The 16,638-nt window shown below is 63.9% G+C and carries 15 protein-coding genes and 1 tRNA gene; 8 read left to right on the forward strand and 8 right to left on the reverse strand.

What is annotated here, in order from left to right; genetic code table 11:
- The first annotated feature begins 52 nt into the window (after positions 1-52).
- Positions 53-1,162, forward strand: a complete 1,110-nt coding sequence (locus LOY45_RS21175) for an enoyl-CoA hydratase/isomerase family protein (RefSeq protein ID WP_134061510.1) — start codon at positions 53-55, stop codon at positions 1,160-1,162.
- A gap of 8 nt (positions 1,163-1,170) precedes the next feature.
- Here the strand turns inward: LOY45_RS21175 and LOY45_RS21180 are convergent, their stop codons facing one another.
- Positions 1,171-1,548, reverse strand: a complete 378-nt coding sequence (locus LOY45_RS21180) for a hypothetical protein (RefSeq protein WP_115085549.1) — start codon at positions 1,546-1,548, stop codon at positions 1,171-1,173.
- A 213-nt stretch (positions 1,549-1,761) separates the two neighbouring features.
- Here LOY45_RS21180 and LOY45_RS21185 point away from each other — a divergent pair, with 213 nt between their 5' ends.
- From LOY45_RS21185 to LOY45_RS21205, 5 genes are all read left to right on the forward strand, one after another.
- Positions 1,762-3,252 (forward strand): sensor domain-containing diguanylate cyclase, encoded by a 1,491-nt coding sequence (locus LOY45_RS21185; RefSeq protein WP_115085702.1) that lies wholly within the window; start codon positions 1,762-1,764, stop codon positions 3,250-3,252.
- Complete coding sequence (locus tag LOY45_RS21190) at positions 3,249-3,470, forward strand: cysteine-rich CWC family protein (RefSeq protein WP_115085548.1); 222 nt, start codon at positions 3,249-3,251, stop codon at positions 3,468-3,470. Before LOY45_RS21185 ends, LOY45_RS21190 begins: the two co-directional genes overlap by 4 nt.
- Before the next feature lie 27 nt (positions 3,471-3,497).
- Positions 3,498-4,190, forward strand: a complete 693-nt coding sequence (locus tag LOY45_RS21195; RefSeq protein WP_115085547.1) for a pseudouridine synthase — start codon at positions 3,498-3,500, stop codon at positions 4,188-4,190.
- Between the two features lie 319 nt (positions 4,191-4,509).
- Positions 4,510-5,394: an alpha/beta fold hydrolase gene (locus LOY45_RS21200; RefSeq protein WP_115085546.1), complete on the forward strand. Its 885-nt coding sequence runs from the start codon at positions 4,510-4,512 to the stop codon at positions 5,392-5,394.
- Between the two features lie 157 nt (positions 5,395-5,551).
- Positions 5,552-5,625 (forward strand) — tRNA-Gly (locus tag LOY45_RS21205).
- A gap of 58 nt (positions 5,626-5,683) precedes the next feature.
- On the opposite strand, the gene LOY45_RS21210 is transcribed toward LOY45_RS21205, so the two are convergent.
- Entirely contained in the window at positions 5,684-6,091 is a 408-nt protein-coding gene (locus LOY45_RS21210) for a DUF2388 domain-containing protein (protein WP_233673913.1), read from the reverse strand.
- 148 nt (positions 6,092-6,239) lie between these two features.
- On the opposite strand from LOY45_RS21210, the gene LOY45_RS21215 reads away from it, so the two are divergent.
- Positions 6,240-7,982: a SulP family inorganic anion transporter gene (locus LOY45_RS21215; RefSeq protein ID WP_115085545.1), complete on the forward strand. Its 1,743-nt coding sequence runs from the start codon at positions 6,240-6,242 to the stop codon at positions 7,980-7,982.
- A gap of 27 nt (positions 7,983-8,009) precedes the next feature.
- Here the strand turns inward: LOY45_RS21215 and fes are convergent, their stop codons facing one another.
- From fes to LOY45_RS21245, 6 genes are all read right to left on the reverse strand, one after another.
- A complete protein-coding gene (fes, locus tag LOY45_RS21220; protein ID WP_233673912.1) occupies positions 8,010-9,605 on the reverse strand; it encodes an enterochelin esterase in 1,596 nt (531 codons plus the stop codon).
- Positions 9,606-9,612: 7 nt separating this feature from the next.
- The gene (locus tag LOY45_RS21225) at positions 9,613-12,027 is read right to left on the reverse strand and encodes a TonB-dependent receptor (protein WP_134061509.1); all 2,415 of its coding nucleotides are present in this window, start codon (positions 12,025-12,027) and stop codon (positions 9,613-9,615) included.
- Between the two features lie 69 nt (positions 12,028-12,096).
- Entirely contained in the window at positions 12,097-13,065 is a 969-nt protein-coding gene (locus LOY45_RS21230; protein WP_115085543.1) for a FecR family protein, read from the reverse strand.
- A complete protein-coding gene (locus LOY45_RS21235) occupies positions 13,058-13,597 on the reverse strand; it encodes an RNA polymerase sigma factor (RefSeq protein ID WP_115085542.1) in 540 nt (179 codons plus the stop codon). The genes LOY45_RS21230 and LOY45_RS21235 overlap by 8 nt, the downstream gene beginning before the upstream one ends.
- A gap of 77 nt (positions 13,598-13,674) precedes the next feature.
- On the reverse strand, positions 13,675-14,313 hold the full coding sequence (locus LOY45_RS21240; RefSeq protein ID WP_134061507.1) for a LysE family translocator: 639 nt from the start codon (positions 14,311-14,313) through the stop codon (positions 13,675-13,677).
- A gap of 69 nt (positions 14,314-14,382) precedes the next feature.
- Entirely contained in the window at positions 14,383-15,453 is a 1,071-nt protein-coding gene (locus LOY45_RS21245; protein ID WP_134061506.1) for a glycerophosphodiester phosphodiesterase, read from the reverse strand.
- 112 nt (positions 15,454-15,565) lie between these two features.
- On the opposite strand from LOY45_RS21245, the gene LOY45_RS21250 reads away from it, so the two are divergent.
- Positions 15,566-16,588 carry a DUF4917 family protein gene (locus LOY45_RS21250; RefSeq protein ID WP_258578317.1) on the forward strand — a complete coding sequence of 341 codons (1,023 nt, stop codon included), beginning with the start codon at positions 15,566-15,568 and terminating at the stop codon, positions 16,586-16,588.
- Positions 16,589-16,638: the final 50 nt, after the last annotated feature.

Raw genomic sequence — 16,638 nt, forward strand, 5'->3', positions numbered from 1 at the left:
CCGAAATCGCCAGCAGCGGCCATACTTGTGCGGATCACTCGAGAGGTCGCCCATGGCTGCAGTACAGTGCGAAGAACTCACCGGCGTCGACGGCGCGCGCATCGGCGTCGCCACACTCAATGCGCCACAAACCCTCAATGCCTTGTCGCTGCCGATGATCGAGGTGCTCGACGAACAGCTCAAGGCCTGGGCCGATGACCCGGACATCGTCTGCGTGCTGCTGCGCGGCGAAGGCGCCAAGGCTTTTTGCGCCGGTGGCGAGGTGCGCAGCCTGGCCCAGGCCTGCCGTGACCATCCCGGCCGGGTGCCGCCCCTGGCGGCGCAGTTCTTTGCCGCCGAGTACCGCTTCGACTACCGCTTGCATACCTACCCCAAACCGCTGATCTGCTGGGGCCATGGCCATGTGCTGGGCGGCGGCATGGGCCTGTTGCAGGGCGCCAATGTGCGCGTGGTAACCCCAAGCAGCCGCCTGGCCATGCCGGAAATCAGCATCGGCCTGTACCCGGATGTCGGCGGCAGCTGGTTTTTGTCGCGCCTGCCCGGCAAGCTGGGCTTGTTCCTCGGCCTGACCGGCGCGCCGATCAATGCCACCGATGCCCTCGACCTGGGCCTGGCGGACCGTCTGCTCGGTGAAAGCCAGCAGGAAGAACTGCTCGATGACCTGCTGCAGTTGAACTGGCAGGAGCAAACCGCCCTGCAGCTCAACAGCCTGCTCAAGGCCCAGCAGCATGGCGCCCAGGCTGAACGCCCCGAAGCCCAGTGGCTGCCCAGGCGCCAACAGATCGACGCCCTGCTCGATGTCGCCGACCCGGTGTGCGCCTGGCGCGCCATCGCCCAGTTGCGCAACCACACCGATCCACTGCTGGCCAAGGCCGCACAAACCATGCTCGAAGGCAGCCCGCTGACCGCTCATCTGGTCTGGCAGCAGATCCAGCGCGCCCGCCACCTGTCACTGGCGCAGGTGTTCCAGATGGAATACACCATGAGCCTCAATTGTTGCCAGCATCCGGAGTTCAGCGAAGGGGTACGCGCACGGCTGATCGACAAGGACCAGAAACCGCGTTGGCACTGGGCGGACATTGCCCAGGTGCCAACGGCGGTGGTCCAGGCGCATTTCAGCAAGGCTTGGGAAGGTCGTCACCCCTTGGCGGACCTCGCCTGAATGGCGCCTCAGCGGCGCCAGTTGCGATCCGGCCAGCCGTCACGGTTGCGATCGTGACGTGACGAGCCCTGACGATAGCGGTCATGGCCGCGGCCCGGGTAAGGCTTGTAGTAGTTATGCGGCGTTTCACGGTAGTAGCCGTGGGGCGCCGGACGATAGTAGTGCGGTGGCGGCGCGTAATAACGCGGGGGTGGCGCCACGTAGTAGCGCGGTTGCGGCGCTACGTAATAGCCGCGGCTGTAGGGGTAGGACGGTCGATAGTAACCCGGATAACCGTAGCGGTCGGCGGTGTAGATTTCAGTGCGGTAGTAACCGTTACCTCCGTAGGGGACACAAGCGGTTGTCAGCAAACCCAGCACTACAATCAGCAAAAGTCGGCGATACATGGCGGCCTCCTGGACCGCGAAACTGCCCATCCCAGCGGCGCTGGTCGGCGTCGATCGGCAAGCGTTCATCGACATTGAATAAGACTGCCAAAACCAGGTCCGGTGCCATTGCTGCAATAAATTGAAACAAGGCCGATACCCTTAAAAATCGTAAAGTTATTTTTCCGCCAGACCACTAGAATGAAGGCCAATGGCCCACAGACCGGGAATGTCATGCCGCCTCGTTCCGCCCTGTTTTCGCAGCGCTCGCTGATCCTGACATTACTGCTGTTGCTCGCCTGCGGCTTCCTGTCGACCTCCTTGCTCAGCTACTTCGCCTCACGCAGCTCGATCCGCGACAGCATCATCAACACCGAGCTGCCGCTGACCTCCGATACGGTCTATTCGGAAATCCAGAAGGACCTCGTGCGGCCGATCCTGATCTCGTCGATGATGGCCCACGACACCTTCCTGCGCGACTGGGCCCTGGGCGGCGAGCGCGACACCGCTCAGGTCACCCGCTACCTGGGCGAAATCATGCGCCAGTACCAGGCCTACACGGCGTTCTTCGTCTCCAGCAACACGGGTGTCTACTACCAGGCCAAAGGCGTACTGAAGAAGATCGACCCACAAGAACCGCGGGATGCCTGGTACCAGCGGGTGCTGAAAATGAACACGCCCTACGAGATCAACGTCGACCTCGACATGGCCAATCAGGACCGCCTCACGGTATTCATCAACTACCGGGTGTTCGATTACGACGGCAAGTTCATCGGCGTTGCCGGTATCGGCCTGACCGTCGAAGCGGTGATCCGCCTGATCGATGACTATCAGCAGCGCTACCAGCGCCAGGTGTTCTTCGTCGACCAGCAGGGGCTCATCGTGCTGACCGGCTCGAACGGCGGGCCCCATGGTGCCAGGACCGGGCAGTCGCTGGTCGAACTGGACGGGTTCGGGCAAATGCCCCAACCGGTCAGCGGCAGCCACGAGTACCGCAGCAGCGACGGCCACAGCCATTTCCTCAACGTGCGCCTGGTGCCGGAGCTGAACTGGTACCTGTTCGTCGACAAGCGCGAAGACGGCGCCATGGACGCCATTCGCCAGTCGCTGTACCTGAACCTGGCAATCTGCGCGATGATCACCCTGGTGGTGCTGTCGCTGCTCAATGCCATGGTCAAGCGCCATCAGGACAACATCGAGGCCCTGGCCACCCTCGACAGCCTCACCGGCCTGCCCAACCGCCGCGGTTTCGACCTGCTGGCCGCGCAAGCCCTGCAAGAAGCCCAGCGCGAACCCAAACCGCTGATCGCCCTGCTGATCGACCTCGACCACTTCAAGGCGCTCAACGACACTCACGGCCACCTGGCCGGCGACGAAGTGCTGCGCCAGTTCGCCCAGGTGCTGGAAGAGTGCCTGCGTCATGCTGATATCATCTGCCGCTGGGGTGGTGAGGAATTCATCGTGCTGCTCAAGGACACCGACAGCCACAGTGCACTGGCGGTGGCCGAGAAGATTCGCAGCAAGACCGAAGCACTGGCTTTTACCTATGCTGAGCAACCGATCCACCTGACCGCCAGCATCGGCTTGAGCAACCTGCAGGCCGACGACACCCTGCACAGCCTGATTGCCCGTGCCGATCACGCCCTTTACCGGGCCAAACAGAGTGGACGCAACCGCGTTTGCGCCGAGATGCCCCGATCCGACCATGAACAGCCTCGATCATGAATGACAGCCGCCTTTGCCCCGCCTGTGGCGCCAGCAACCGTTGCAGCCTGGCCGACCCGCGCACGGCCGCCCAGGCCTGCTGGTGCTATGGCGTGAGCATCGACCCCAAGGTCCTGGAGGCCCTGCCGCCCGAACTGCGCGACAAGGCCTGCCTGTGCCCGCGCTGCGCCGAGGTCGAGGCGCAATTGCAGGCAGCCAAGGCCTCGCCCGAAGGTTAAACTGTCGCGCCCTGCGCCTGGCTTTGTATGCGTCTCGATCGATTCCTCAGCAACCTGCCCTGCTTCAGCCGTCAGCAAGTCCGCCTGCTGCTGGTCGAGCGGCGCGTGCGCGTGGATGGCCAGTGCGTCAGCGATCCGCGCGTCGAGGTGCGCGAGTTCAGCCGCATCGAAGTCGACGAGCAACTGCTGCAGGCCGGGCGCCCGCTGCGCTACCTGATGCTGCACAAGCCCCAGGGTTGCGTCAGTGCCACCCAGGACCCGCAGCACCCCACAGTGATCGAGCTGATCGACCAGCCCGATACCCAGGACCTGCATATCGCCGGGCGCCTGGACTTCAACACCACCGGGCTGATGTTGCTGACCAACGACGGCCTGTGGTCGCGGCGCCTGACCCAGCCGCAGACCAAACTGCCCAAGGTCTACTACGTCGAGACCGAGCAGGAGATTGGCGAACACTACATCGACAAGTTCCGGCAGGGCTTCTACTTCGCCTTCGAAGACCTCACCACCCAGCCCGCCGAACTGACCCTGCTGGGCCCGCGCAGCGCCCGCCTGAGCATCGTTGAAGGGCGCTATCACCAGGTCAAGCGCATGTTCGGCTACTTCGACAACAAGGTCCTGCGCCTGCACCGCGAACGCATGGGCCCATTGCAGCTGGACCCGAACCTGCAACCGGGCCAGTACCGGGCGCTCTATCCGGAAGAAATCCAGGCGATCTGAGCCTGCGACCGCCTGGCGGAAAAATTTCACCAATTGCCCGAAAGGCACTTGCGGGTTGCCCAGGTGCCTGCTTGAATCCAATCGTCAGTCTGCATGTGACTCACCGGTCACAGTCGTAGTCCAAGACACCTTTTTGCTGGCGACCCGTGCCTCGAAGCATCGGCGTCCGGCAGATTGCCCTCCTAGAACAATACCGGTCGACCAGCGTGCCAACGGATCGACCAGGGCCCTCAGCTACTTCAAGGCGTATGCCTACCTGTCATAAAGAACGCGCATCCTTGCATGTGCGAACACCCTTTTTGCGCCAGGAGTCGACGACATGAGGCCAGAAATCGCTGTGCTTGATATACAAGGTCAGTATCGGGTTTACACGGAGTTCTATCGCGCAGACGCCGCTGAGAAGACGATCATCCTGATCAATGGCTCGCTGGCCACTACGGCCTCCTTTGCCCAGACGGTGCGCAACCTGCACCCGCAATTCAACGTGGTGCTCTATGACCAGCCCTACGCCGGCAAGTCCAAGCCACACAACCGCAACGAACATCTGCTGACCAAGGAAACCGAAGGGCAGATCCTCCTGGAGCTGATCGACCATTTTGGCGCCGATCACGTCATGTCCTTCTCCTGGGGCGGCGCCTGCACCCTGCTGGCCCTGGCGCACAAGCCACGGCGCATCGAAAAGGCCGTGGTCAGTTCGTTCTCGCCGGTGATCAACGAACCGATGCGCGACTACCTCGAACGCGGTTGCCAGTACCTGAGCGCCTGCGATCGCTACCGGGTCGGCAACCTGGTCAATGACACTATCGGCAAGCACCTGCCGTCGCTGTTCAAGCGCTTCAACTACCGGCACGTCAGCAGCCTGGACAACCACGAATACGCGCAGATGCACTTTCACATCAACCAGGTGCTCGACCACGACCTGGGCAACGCTCTGCGGGCGGCGCGGGTGATCGACATTCCGGTGCTGTTCATGAATGGCGAGTGGGACGAATACACCACCACCGAGGATGCCCGCCAGTTCGGTCAGCATGTGCGCAACAGCCACTTTCGCGAGATCCGCGCCACCGGCCATTTCCTCGACATGGAACACAAGGCCGCCTGCCGCGACACCCGTGAAGTGCTGCTGGGTTTCCTCAAGCCTGCGCTGAAAGAATCGCGTCCCCGTTACAGCTACACCCAGGAGCACCATGCACTGGCTATCTGAGCGACACGGTGACCGCTAGCGCAGCCTCCTGCATCAACGGCCCCAAAGGCCAGAAAGAAGATGCACGACCTTGCACTAGCGGCCACCGGCCGATGGCTCTGCAGCAACAAAGAGCTTCAAATCGCGGCGAAGTTCTGGTACAAAGTCAGCCCTGAAAGCGGGTGTCGTATAATGGCATTACTCCAGCTTCCCAAGCTGATAACGAGGGTTCGATTCCCTTCACCCGCTCCAGTTTCTTTCAGGTTTCAGCGCAGCTGAGGCCTTGGCCACCGCCCTGGTGGCTGTTTCGCTAAATCCCCTTCGCCTCAACTGCTGCCAGCACCAGTATTCCCTGGGCCAGCTCGCGGTCCGTTGCGCCTGCTCCACGCCCCTCGCTGCGCAACCAATTCAGCGCCGATTGCAGATAGACACCCCGGTAAGCCCCGTCACTGGCAATGAACGCCGCAGCATCGTCACGGGCTTGTGCAAGCACCCGCTTGCCATCGCTGCCGGAAGTCCCCTCGGAGGCCATGGTGGGCCCGAAGGTTGTTGCCCCGGTGAGCATGAAGGGCACGTACACCGTGGCCCCCAGGGTCAGCATGCCATCAACATTGCCAGTGCCATCGCCAAAGATGTCGCCCATGCCCTGGGCGGTGCAGCACCAGGCCAGGCTCAGCAGGATTGCGGGCTTTTTCCAGCTATTGATCGTGCGTTCCATCGGCTTCCATTCAATGTCCCTGTAATCGGCCGGCATTCTCCACGGCTTGAACCAGACTTAACAGCGGTGTTTTTGATTTGACGCCCTGCCCAGGCACTACGCACTGCGCTTTAATAGCCCACCGCGAAACACTCGAAAGGATCCGTGCATGTTTCTCTCCCGCTGGCTGCCAGGCCTGGCCAATCTGTTGCAATACCGCCGCGAATGGTTTCGCCATGACCTGCAGGCCGGTTTGTCGGTGGCGGCGATCCAGATTCCTATCGCCATTGCCTATGCGCAGATCGTCGGGCTGCCGCCGCAGTACGGCTTGTATGCGTGCATCCTGCCGATGATGGTCTATGCCCTGATCGGCAGTTCGCGGCAGTTGATGGTCGGCCCGGATGCCGCCACCTGCGCCATGGTCGCCGGGGCCATTGCACCGTTGGCCATGGGCGACCCGGCGCGGCTGGCGCAGTTGTCGGTGATTGTCACCATCCTGGTCGGTTTGATGCTGATCGGTGCCGGGCTGGCGCGGGCCGGGTTTATTGCCAGTTTTTTCTCGCGGCCCATTCTCATCGGCTACCTCAACGGTATTGGCCTGAGCCTGCTGGCCGGGCAACTGGGCAAGGTGGTGGGATTCCAGATCGAAGGCAACGGCTTCATCCTCAGCCTGATCAACCTGCTGCAGCGCCTGGAAGAAATCCACTGGCTGACCCTGGTGATCGGCGTCGCCGGGCTGGGTTTGCTGATCTGGCTGCCGCGCCGCTACCCGCGCCTGCCGGCGGCGCTGGTGACCGTGGCAGTGGCAACCCTGGTGGTCGGGCTGTTTGGCCTCGACCGCTTCGGCGTGGCGATTCTCGGCCCGGTGCCGGCCGGCATGCCGGAACTGGCCTGGCCGCAAACCAATCTGGAAGAGATGAAAAGCCTGCTGCGCGATGCCCTGGGTATCGCCACCGTGAGCTTTTGCAGCGCCATGCTCACTGCCCGCAGCTTTGCTGCCCGCCATGGATATGCGATCAACGCCAACCATGAATTCCTGGCGCTCGGGGTAACCAACATTGCCGCCGGGGTTTCCCAGGGCTTTGCCATCAGCGGTGCCGACTCACGCACCGCGGTCAACGACATGGTCGGTGGTAAAAGCCAGCTGGTGGGGATTATCGCCGCCCTGGTCATCGCCCTGATCCTGCTCGCCTTCACCACGCCCATGGCCTGGATTCCCCAGGCCGCCCTCGGCGCGGTGCTGCTGATGGCCGGCTGGGGCCTGATCGATGTGCAGTCGCTGAAGAAAATCTACAGCCTCAGCCGCTTCGAGTTCTGGTTGTGCGTGCTGACCACCGTCGGCGTGCTCGGGGTCGGCGTGCTGCCGGGCATCATCATCGCCGTGACCCTGGCGATCCTGCGCCTGCTCTACAGCATCTATCAGCCCACCGATGCAGTACTCGGCTGGGTACCGGGCATCGAAGGCCAGGTCGACATCCGCCGCCACCAGGATGCGCGCACGGTGCAGGGGCTGGTGGTGTATCGCTTTGACGATGCGATCCTGTTCTTCAATGCCGACTACTTCAAGATGCGTTTGCTTGAGGCGGTGCAGCGCGAAGAGCAGCCGCGCGCGGTGCTGTTCGATGCCGAGGCGGTCAGCTCGATCGATGTCAGCGGCATCGCTGCCCTGCGCGAGGTGCGCGATACCTTGAAAGCCCGCGGCATCTACTTCGGCATCGCCCGGGCGCGCGGGCGCTTCTTGCGCATGCTGGTGCGCTCGGGGATCGCGCGGGAGATGGAGAACGGCTTGCTGTTTGGCTCGGTGCGCTCGGGGATCAGGGCGTATCGGTTATGGCGTAACCGCAGTCGCAGGGCAACGGTGCCGGGGATGGAAACGGCATCGCGGGGCAAGCCCGCTCCTACAGATGGGTAGGAGCGGGCTTGCCCCGCGATCGAGCCATTACCGGAGCTGACAGGCCTCGGGCGCTTGCGCAGCCTTGCCGATCAAGCTGATCAAGCCACACGGCAGGCTGCCCCGCCACTGCAAATAATCATGCCCGGCCGGGTACTCGACCTGCTCCACTGCATAGCCTTTGGCCAACAGCACATCACGCAGATGGCGGTTGGTGTCGAGGATTTTCGGTCCTTCGAACAGGCCCGACTGCAGGTAGAAGCGCAGCGGTTGCTTAGGCGACTTGACGTATTCGCGGGTGAGCCAGCCCGGCTCCTCGCCCTCATGCCCCCACCAGTAGGAACCGGACATGCTCAACACATTGCCGAACAGTTCCGGGTGCTTCAGTCCCATATAGGCCGAAGCCAGGCCGCCGTAGCTGGAACCGGCGACCACGGTGCGCGCTGCCGACGCCGCCAGGCCTTGCTGGCGCGCCCAGGGCATCAGCTCTTCCGCCATGAAGCGGGCGAACTGCGGGTTGGGCGGCAACTCCTGCTGGCGGCTGAGGTCGCTGGGGTTGGCGATGATCAACGCCGCGGTGGGTGGGATCAGACCCTCGGCGATCAGGTTGTCGAGAATCGTCGGCGTCGGCACCTGGCGGGTATAGGCATGGGCATCGAACAGCACCAGCAAGCCCTGCCCCTTCGCGCCAGCCTGCCACTGCGCCGGCCGGTACAGGTACACGTCACGCTCGTTGCCCAGCAGTTTGCTGCTCAGCACCTTGCGCTCCAGGGTGCCACGGGCAATGCCCGGGCGTTCGGCGACCCAGGGCTGCGCGGGCGCTGCAGGCAGTTCCAGGCGCGAGCGCGACAGGAACGGATCACCGCTGCCATCAGCAAAGCGGTTCGGGTTGAGCGGATCACGCTGGGTGCTGGCGAGGATCATTCGACGATCATCGGACGCCGGGACGTCCGGGGCCATCTGGTAGCTCAGGCGTGCAGACGCAGGCAGCAGATAGCTGCGAAACCACACGTCACTGTCGCCAAGACGTTGCAGCTCATCGTGATTACCCGAGGGCGCGCCGAACACCCGCACGTTGTTCCGCGCACCGCGCCAGAGGAAGGTCACCAAGGACAAGCCAGGCTTGCCCTCCACCGCTTCGACCATCGGCGCGCCCTGTTGCTGACGATCCTTCCAGAAGGTTTCGGTGCTCGCCCCCTGGGCCAGCTGTTGCTGCAACGCCCGCAGGGTCGGGCTCTGCAACGGGGCAGCCGTGCGCTTCTGCGCGCTGGCTGAAATCACCGGCTTCAGGCTTAACGCGTAGGTGGCTTGCGGCCGGGTGGCCAGCGCCTCGGCACGCAGGCCGTAGGCGCCATCGCGATCGGCGATGAAGATGAACTCGCGCGGCTGGTCCCGGCCATCGATCAGCAGCCGCACAGGTTGGCCCTGGGCATCGAGCAAACGCAGGCTGACATCGCCCTGCAGCCGCCCCTGGACCAGATCGCCGGTCTTGAGCTGCACGGTCCAGATTGGTTGTTGCGCCTGGGCAAAGCTGGCGCTGACAGTTTGCCCCGGGTGCAGGATATTGTCGGTTTCCGCCATCGCGTTGCCACTCACGCACAGGGCCAGCGCCAGGGCGCAGCTCCATTGATTGAACGTCTGCATGTTCACCTCAGAAGTCGATGCTGGCGGAGAGTTTCAGCGTGCGTGGCTCGCTGACCGTGGCATAACCGTCGTTGAACACCCCGGCCCAGTAGGCGCGGTTCTCGACGTTCTCCAGGCTGGCGCGCAGTACCACGTCCTTGCTGAGGATGCGCGTGCTGTAGCGGCCGCCGAGGTCGTAGCGGGTCCACTGCGGGATTTTCAGGTCGTTGGCGCTATCGAGGTACTGCGAGCTGCTGTGGATGCCCAGCGCGGTCAGGGTCAGGCCCTCGACCCAGGGGGTGTCCCACTCGGCGCCGAGGTTGGCCGACCAGGCCGGCACACCACGGGCGGTGTTGCCATCGAAAGTGCCGCCAGCGGTGCGGGTCAGTTCGGCACGGGTGTAAGTGACACCGCCGAGCAGGCGCACGCTCGGGGTCAGCGAGCCGAACAGGTTCCATTCGACGCCACGGTTACGCTGCTCGCCATCGTCGGTGTAGCGATTGCTGGCGCGGTCGAGGAGCATGCTCGGCTTCTCGATCTGGAACACGCTGAGGGTGTGGGTGAAGTCGCCCAGGTCCCACTTGACCCCGGCCTCCATCTGCTTGGCCTTGTACGGGGCGAACTGCTCGCCGTAGTTGGCGGCGGCCAAGTCGGTGACCATGCCGCCCTGGGTCAAGCCTTCGATGTAGTTGGCGTACAGCGACACCGGCGCGTCCCAGGGCTTGAGCACCAGGCCCAGGGCCGGGGTCAGGGCGCGCTCGTCGTAGGCCGGCTTGCTCATCTTCTGCCGCACCCGTTGCGAGCGCACGCCGAGGGTCAGCAGCACTCTGTCGTCGATAAAGCCCAGGGTATCGGCGACGGCGAAGCTGGACAGGGTGTTGTCGCCAGTCTTGTCGCTGGAACCGATGTCACCGGCAATGATCGGCTTGCCCGGATGGTAGATGTTGGTCAGGTACTTCTTGCTGGTCACGGTGGCGGCGCGACCAATGTCCTGATGCAGCAAAGTGGTGCTCAATACCACCTGGTGGTTGACCGGGCCGGTGACGAAGTTGCCGCGCACCCCGGCCTCGGTGGACAGGCTATGAGTGTAGCCGGCCTGGTTGTAGGTCTCGCCGCTGGCATCGCCGTTGGCGCCGGTGACGATCACCCGGGTGCCATTGAGAAAGCCTTTGTAGCGGGTGCGGGCGCTGCCGACGCTGGCGTAGGCGCTCCAGTCATCGTTGAGGTCGTATTCGCCGCGCAGCACCACGGCCTTGCTGATCTGCTTGGCCGAGATGCCGTCGAGGATGTTGGTATCCGGTTTCGGCGCCTTGGTGACGTAGCCCAGTTTGCTGAAGCCGGCCATCATCGGGCTGCCGTCCTCAAGTTTTTCGTGGCTCTCGTAGGCATCCAGTTCGAGCTTCCAGCCATCGCCACGGTAGTCCATGCCCAGCGATGCCAGGGTGCGGTCCTTGGACTGCTGGTCGACACCGGTTTCGCCGCTGCCATAGACACCGTTGAAGCGAATGCCGAAGCGCTGCTCGTCACCCAGGCGACGGCTCAGATCGATGTGTTCAGCAACATAACCGTCAGACACGTAGCTGCTGGTCAAACGGGTCAGCGGCGCTTCGCCGGCGCGCTTGGGCACCAGGTTGATCACCCCGCCGACACCGCCGTTGGGCGCCATGCCGTTGAGCAAGGCACCGGGCCCCTTGAGCACTTCAACCCGCTCAAGGAACTCGGTCGGCACGTGGCCATCCGGGGCCAGGCCGTACAGACCATTTAGCGCAAGCTCGGTGGAGTCGAGGGAGTAGCCACGGATCATGAAGTTTTCGTAGGCGTGGCCTTCGCCCGTGCTGAAGCGGATCGACGGATCGTTGCGCAGCACCGCGCCAACCGTGCCGCTTTGCTGGTTTTCCATGTGCTGGGCGGTGTAGGACGTGACGTTGAAGGGCGTCTCCATCACATCGCGATTACCCAGCATGCCCAGCCGTGCGCCGCGAGCAACCTGGCCACCGCTGTAGGCCTCGGGTACGCCGCTGGGGTTGCTGTTGGCGTTGATGTTCAGCTCGCCCAGGGTCAGGGCGCCGTCGCTGTTCAGGCTGCGCAGGATGATCACCCCGTTCTCTTCGCTGGCCACCAGGCCGCTGTTGGCCAGCAAGCGCTGCAAGGCCTGCTGCAAGGTGAACCGGCCCTGCAATGCCGGGGCGCTGCGGCCGGCCAGCAACTGGCTGTCGGCGGCGATGGCGACCCCGGCTTCGCGGGCCAGGGCATGCACTGCGGCTTCCAGGGACTGGCCCGGCAGGTTCAGGCTCAAGGCCTGAGCATCGGCGGCCAGGGCGGCGGCGTTGACCGCGCTCAACGGCAACAGGCTGGCGCTACCCAGGGCACAGGCCAGCGCCAGCCGACGCAGGGTACCGGGGAAAGCCACAGGGTGTGCCGGGCGGGCATGGGGAAGCGACATGATCTGTCCTTGCAGAGGTGGGTTCAGCGATGAAGACGGGCCACCTCGCCATTACCCCTCAAAATTTTTTCAGCGCCGTTGCAGGGTGCGTTGCTGTCCATGCTGAACCAGGCTCACCGGGAGGATTTTCGGTAGCGTCTGCAGGAGCATTTCCGGTTGGTCGCTAGGGAAGCTGCCGGTCAGGTGCAGTTGGGCGGCATCAGCGGCCAGCGTCACCGGTTGCAGGGCATAGGCGTTGAGCTCGGCGATCACCTCGACCAGCGGCGCATCGGTGAACGACCACCAGCCACGCTGCCAATGCTGCAGACTCGCCGTGGCATGCGGATCAGCCCTGAGCGGCAGCAAACGGCCTTGCGCATCGAGGCTGATGCGCTCACCGGCCTGCAACACCTGCGAACCTTCACGCAGGCCTCGCACCTCGACCCGTCCACGGGCCACGGCAATCTGAATCTCACCGCCGCGGTCGCTGACACTGAACGCCGTGCCCAGCACCTGAACCTCGCCCAGCCGGGTGCTGATCAGAAACGGCCGCAAGCGCTCGCGCGCCACATCGAAATAGACATTGCCATGCAGCAAGCGCACCTGGCGCACGCCGTTGCTGTACTCGATGCGCAGGCTGGATTCGGCGGCCAGCAGCAACTGGCTGCCATCGGGCAAGATCTCGCGGCGTGGCGGTTCGGCATGCACGGTTTGCAGCAGGCGATCGAACTGCGGCGTACGCCGCCACAGCCAGCCCAGCCAACTGGCCCCCGCCACCGCCACCAGCAAGCCACCGCCCTGGCGCAGCAGACGCCGACGGCTGATATTGAGCGGTTCCGGGGCCACTGCCGTACGCAGTTGCGGGGTCAGTCGATGCACCAGTTGCCAGCGTTGTTCAGCCTCTTGCCAGGCCCGTTCGTGCTCGCTGCTTTTGCCGCGCCAGCGTTCCAGCTGACCGCGCGCCTGCTGCACCCGTTCGGGGTCGTCGCTGTTCAGCGCGGCGAGGTAGGTCAGGGCCTGCTGCACCTTGCGCGTGGAGACCGGCGAAGACTCAGGCATGCCGCGCCGCCAGGCTCAGCTCGGACAAATCGAACACCGCACGGGCGATGTGCAGCTCCACAGCCTTGGCCGACAGTTCAAGCTCGGCACACACCTGGCGATGGGGCTGGCCGTGCAGGCGCACACGAACGAACACCTCGCGGCGCAGGCGCGGCATGCGCTCGATACGCTCGATCAACTGCTGCAACTGCTCGCGGGCGATGATGATCTCTTCAACGCTCGGGCTCAGCACATCAGCCCGGGTCAGCCAGTCTTCCAGCGCCGCCAATTCGTTGCTGCGCCGTCGGTATTGATCGATGCACAGGTTGCGCGCGGCCTGGAACAGCAAGGCCCGGGCGTTGACCACTGGGGCATTCAAGGCGTGGGCATAGGCCTGGGCAAAGCTCGACTGGGCAATGTCGGCCGCATCATCCGGATTGCGCAGGCGTCCACAGAGGTAGCGGCGCAAGTCGCTGTAGTTGGCCAGCAGATCGTCGGCGACCGCCTGCAAGGCCGGGGCAGCCGCGGTCCAGGGCGTAGAGAGCGAAGTCATGAAGGTCCGGCGTGCGAGAAGGACATGAATAGGAATTCATATCATTCTCACATACCTGTGTAGCCTTCTGCCAGCCCTCAGCTGTTGCGCGGCAACAGGCCTGGCAAGGCGTGCGCCAGGGCATTGACGGCAAAGCCGATGAACATCAGCCCGCAAGCGCGGGTGATCCACAGCTCGTAGCGGGTGTAGACAGTGCGCACGTGGCGGGCGCCGACCACGCCGATCAGGATGACGTAGGCCAGCAAGCCGCCGACAAAACTCAGGGCGATCAGCGCCGGCAGCATCGACCAGTCGAGCGCTTCGGCGCGACTCGAAAGCAAGGCAGTGAACGTCGCCACCGCCACCGGGTAGGCCTTGGGGTTGGTCAGGCCAAACACCACGCCGTGCCAGAACGGCTTGCGCACCGGCCCCTGCTCGCCGTCACCGTTGCCCGGGCGGCTGCGCAAGGCCCGCATGCCCAGCCAGAACAGGTACAGGCCGCTGATCACACCAAGGATGTCGAACACCGAACTGCCGATTTGCCGGGCACCGACGATCGCCACCAGCGCGGTACTGCACCACAGCACATCGCCGAGCAAGTGCCCGCAAAGAAACCCCGCACCGGCACGGCGCCCGCGGGTGGCACCAATGCCGAGCACCGCCAGCACGCCGGGCCCCGGGGTAATACCGTAGATAAAACCGGAAGCGAGTACGGCGAGCAGCAGCGAAAAGGTCATCGGGGCAGTGTCCTGAAAGTCAGTGCAAGGCGCGAAGTCTACGGCAGCCGCCTGGCCTCAGCCAGTCTCTCAGTAGCCGTGAGCGCGCAGGATCTGTGCCTCGCTGTGGGCGCTTGGCCGGGCGAAATAGCGCAGCAGCTGGCCGCTGCGATTGGTGAAGATACCGTCGACGCCAGCGGCCATCACCTTGCGAAAATCTACCGCCTCATCAACCGTGTACACATGCACCAGCAGGCCTTTGTCGTGGCTGAGCTGATTCATCCAGGGCTGCACCAGGTCGGCGTAACTCTGCGCGCCCCCCTCGGCAAGTGCCGCCGACGGCCCGGTGCCAATGGCGCCTGCAGCCTTGGCGTAATCCAGCCAGCGCTCGAATTCGGCCTTGTCCTTGGGTTGCTGGCGGGCATAGAAGGCTGCCTTGTCGCTCTCGCCCGACTCGGCGAAGGTTTGCTGCGCGGCCGGTTCGATACTGCCTTTGCCGATCCACAACAACAGAATCTTGGGCACCTGGGGCATTTGCTGGTGCAGCAGCGCCAGGCTGTTGCGGTCGAAACTCTGCAGCACCACCCGGCCCGGCTGGTCGAGCCAGCCACGGGCCTGCAGGCCTTTCCCCAGATCAGCTTCGATGCCGGGAAACAGGCCTGGCACCTTGGTTTCGATGTACAAGCCAGGCTGGCGCTGCGGGTTCGCCGCGGCGATGTCCATGACTTCATCGAGGGTCTGGATCTTCAGGCCCTTGAAGCTTGCCCGGGCGCGCTCGGGATAGGCCTTGTTGAACCAGCTGCCGACATCCAGCGATTTCAGTTCGGCCAGGGTGAAGGCGCTGACCGGGCTGCTCTGGCGTTCGGGAAAACGCTCGGCAACATCGCTGGTACGCAACAGGTTGTCGTCATGCACGGCAACCAGTATGCCGTCGCTGGAGCGCTGCAAGTCCAGTTCCAGGTAATCTGCGCCCAACTCACGCGCCAACAGGTAGGCCGGTGCCGTGGACTCCGGCGCATCATAAGAAGCGCCGCGGTGGGCGATCACCGCCGGGTAAGCAATCCCCTGGGCCCTGGCCAGCTCAGCGCCCTGCCCGGCCTCGGCAAGCCCCGCCATCGGCAACAGCGCCAGGCAACACACACGTCCAATTGCGTTGAACATTTTCAGCCTTCCTTTGGTTCACAGCGAATCCAGCATAGTCGCCAACGCTGATGACAGACCGGTTGCATGCTAAAGTCGCCGGCGATTGCCTGCCCTGCCACAGAGATGCCCGATGCCTCACGCCAACCTCGACGCCAGCCTCAACCACTGGCCAGACCTGAACGCCAGTCACCCGTGCAGCGGCCTGCTGCTGGGCAATGGCGCCAGCCGGGCGCTGTGGCGGCCGTTCAGCTATTTCTCGCTGTTCGAAGAGGCCCAGCGGGTGCGGCACAAACCCCTGAGCCTGACCGACCAGGCGCTGTTCAAGTCGCTGGGCAGCGAGCTGTTCGAGCCGGTGCTCAGTGCCCTGAACACCACGGTGCGGATCAACGCCGCGCTGGCGATCAGCGCGTCGGCACCGCTGAACCGCTACTACGCGATCAAGGAAGCGCTGATCCACGCCATCCGCAGCGTGCACGTCCCCTGGCGCATGCTGCCGAGCCAGACCTTGCAGCTACTCAACCGCGAGCTGGGCACCTACCAGAGCGTCTATTCCAGCAACTACGACCTGATCTGCCACTGGGCCGCCAGCCAGGCTCCGGAAGGCTTCCAGCAGTTGTTCGATGAAGACGGCGACTTCGATATCCGCCGCACCCGCAGCCCGGGCACGCGCTTGCTGTACCTGCACGGCGGCCTGCACCTGCTCAAGCAGCAGGACGGCAGCACCCGCCAGCGCAGTGCCACCGACAGCCAGCTGCTCGATGGCTTTGCCGTCAACACACCGGGCGACGTGCCGCTGTTCGTCAACGAAAGCAGCAGCGCCGACAAGCTCAAGGCCATCCGCAGTTCCGACTACCTCAGCTGGGCCCTCGGCGAACTGGCCGGCCATCGGGATGGCTTGTGCATTTTCGGCCAACACCTGGATGGCACCGACCGGCATTTGCTGGAGGCAATCAAGCTGGCGCGCCCGGCGCACCTGGCCATCGCCATCCGGCCCTTGAGCGACGCCTCGATCATCAGCCAGAAGCAGCACTATGTGCAGCGCTTTGCCGATATGCCTGACCTGCCACTGTACTTTTTCAACGCTTACAGCCACCCGCTGGGAACGCCTGGGCTGGAGATCCCGGTGCCGGTACCGATCCGCAAGCGGCGTTAATGGGCGACAAAAACAGGCATGGTAAATAACAATAATTCTCGATACCATTC

Origin of the sequence: Pseudomonas wadenswilerensis (assembly GCF_024749185.1) — a bacterium.
GTDB classification, from domain to species: domain Bacteria; phylum Pseudomonadota; class Gammaproteobacteria; order Pseudomonadales; family Pseudomonadaceae; genus Aquipseudomonas; species Aquipseudomonas wadenswilerensis.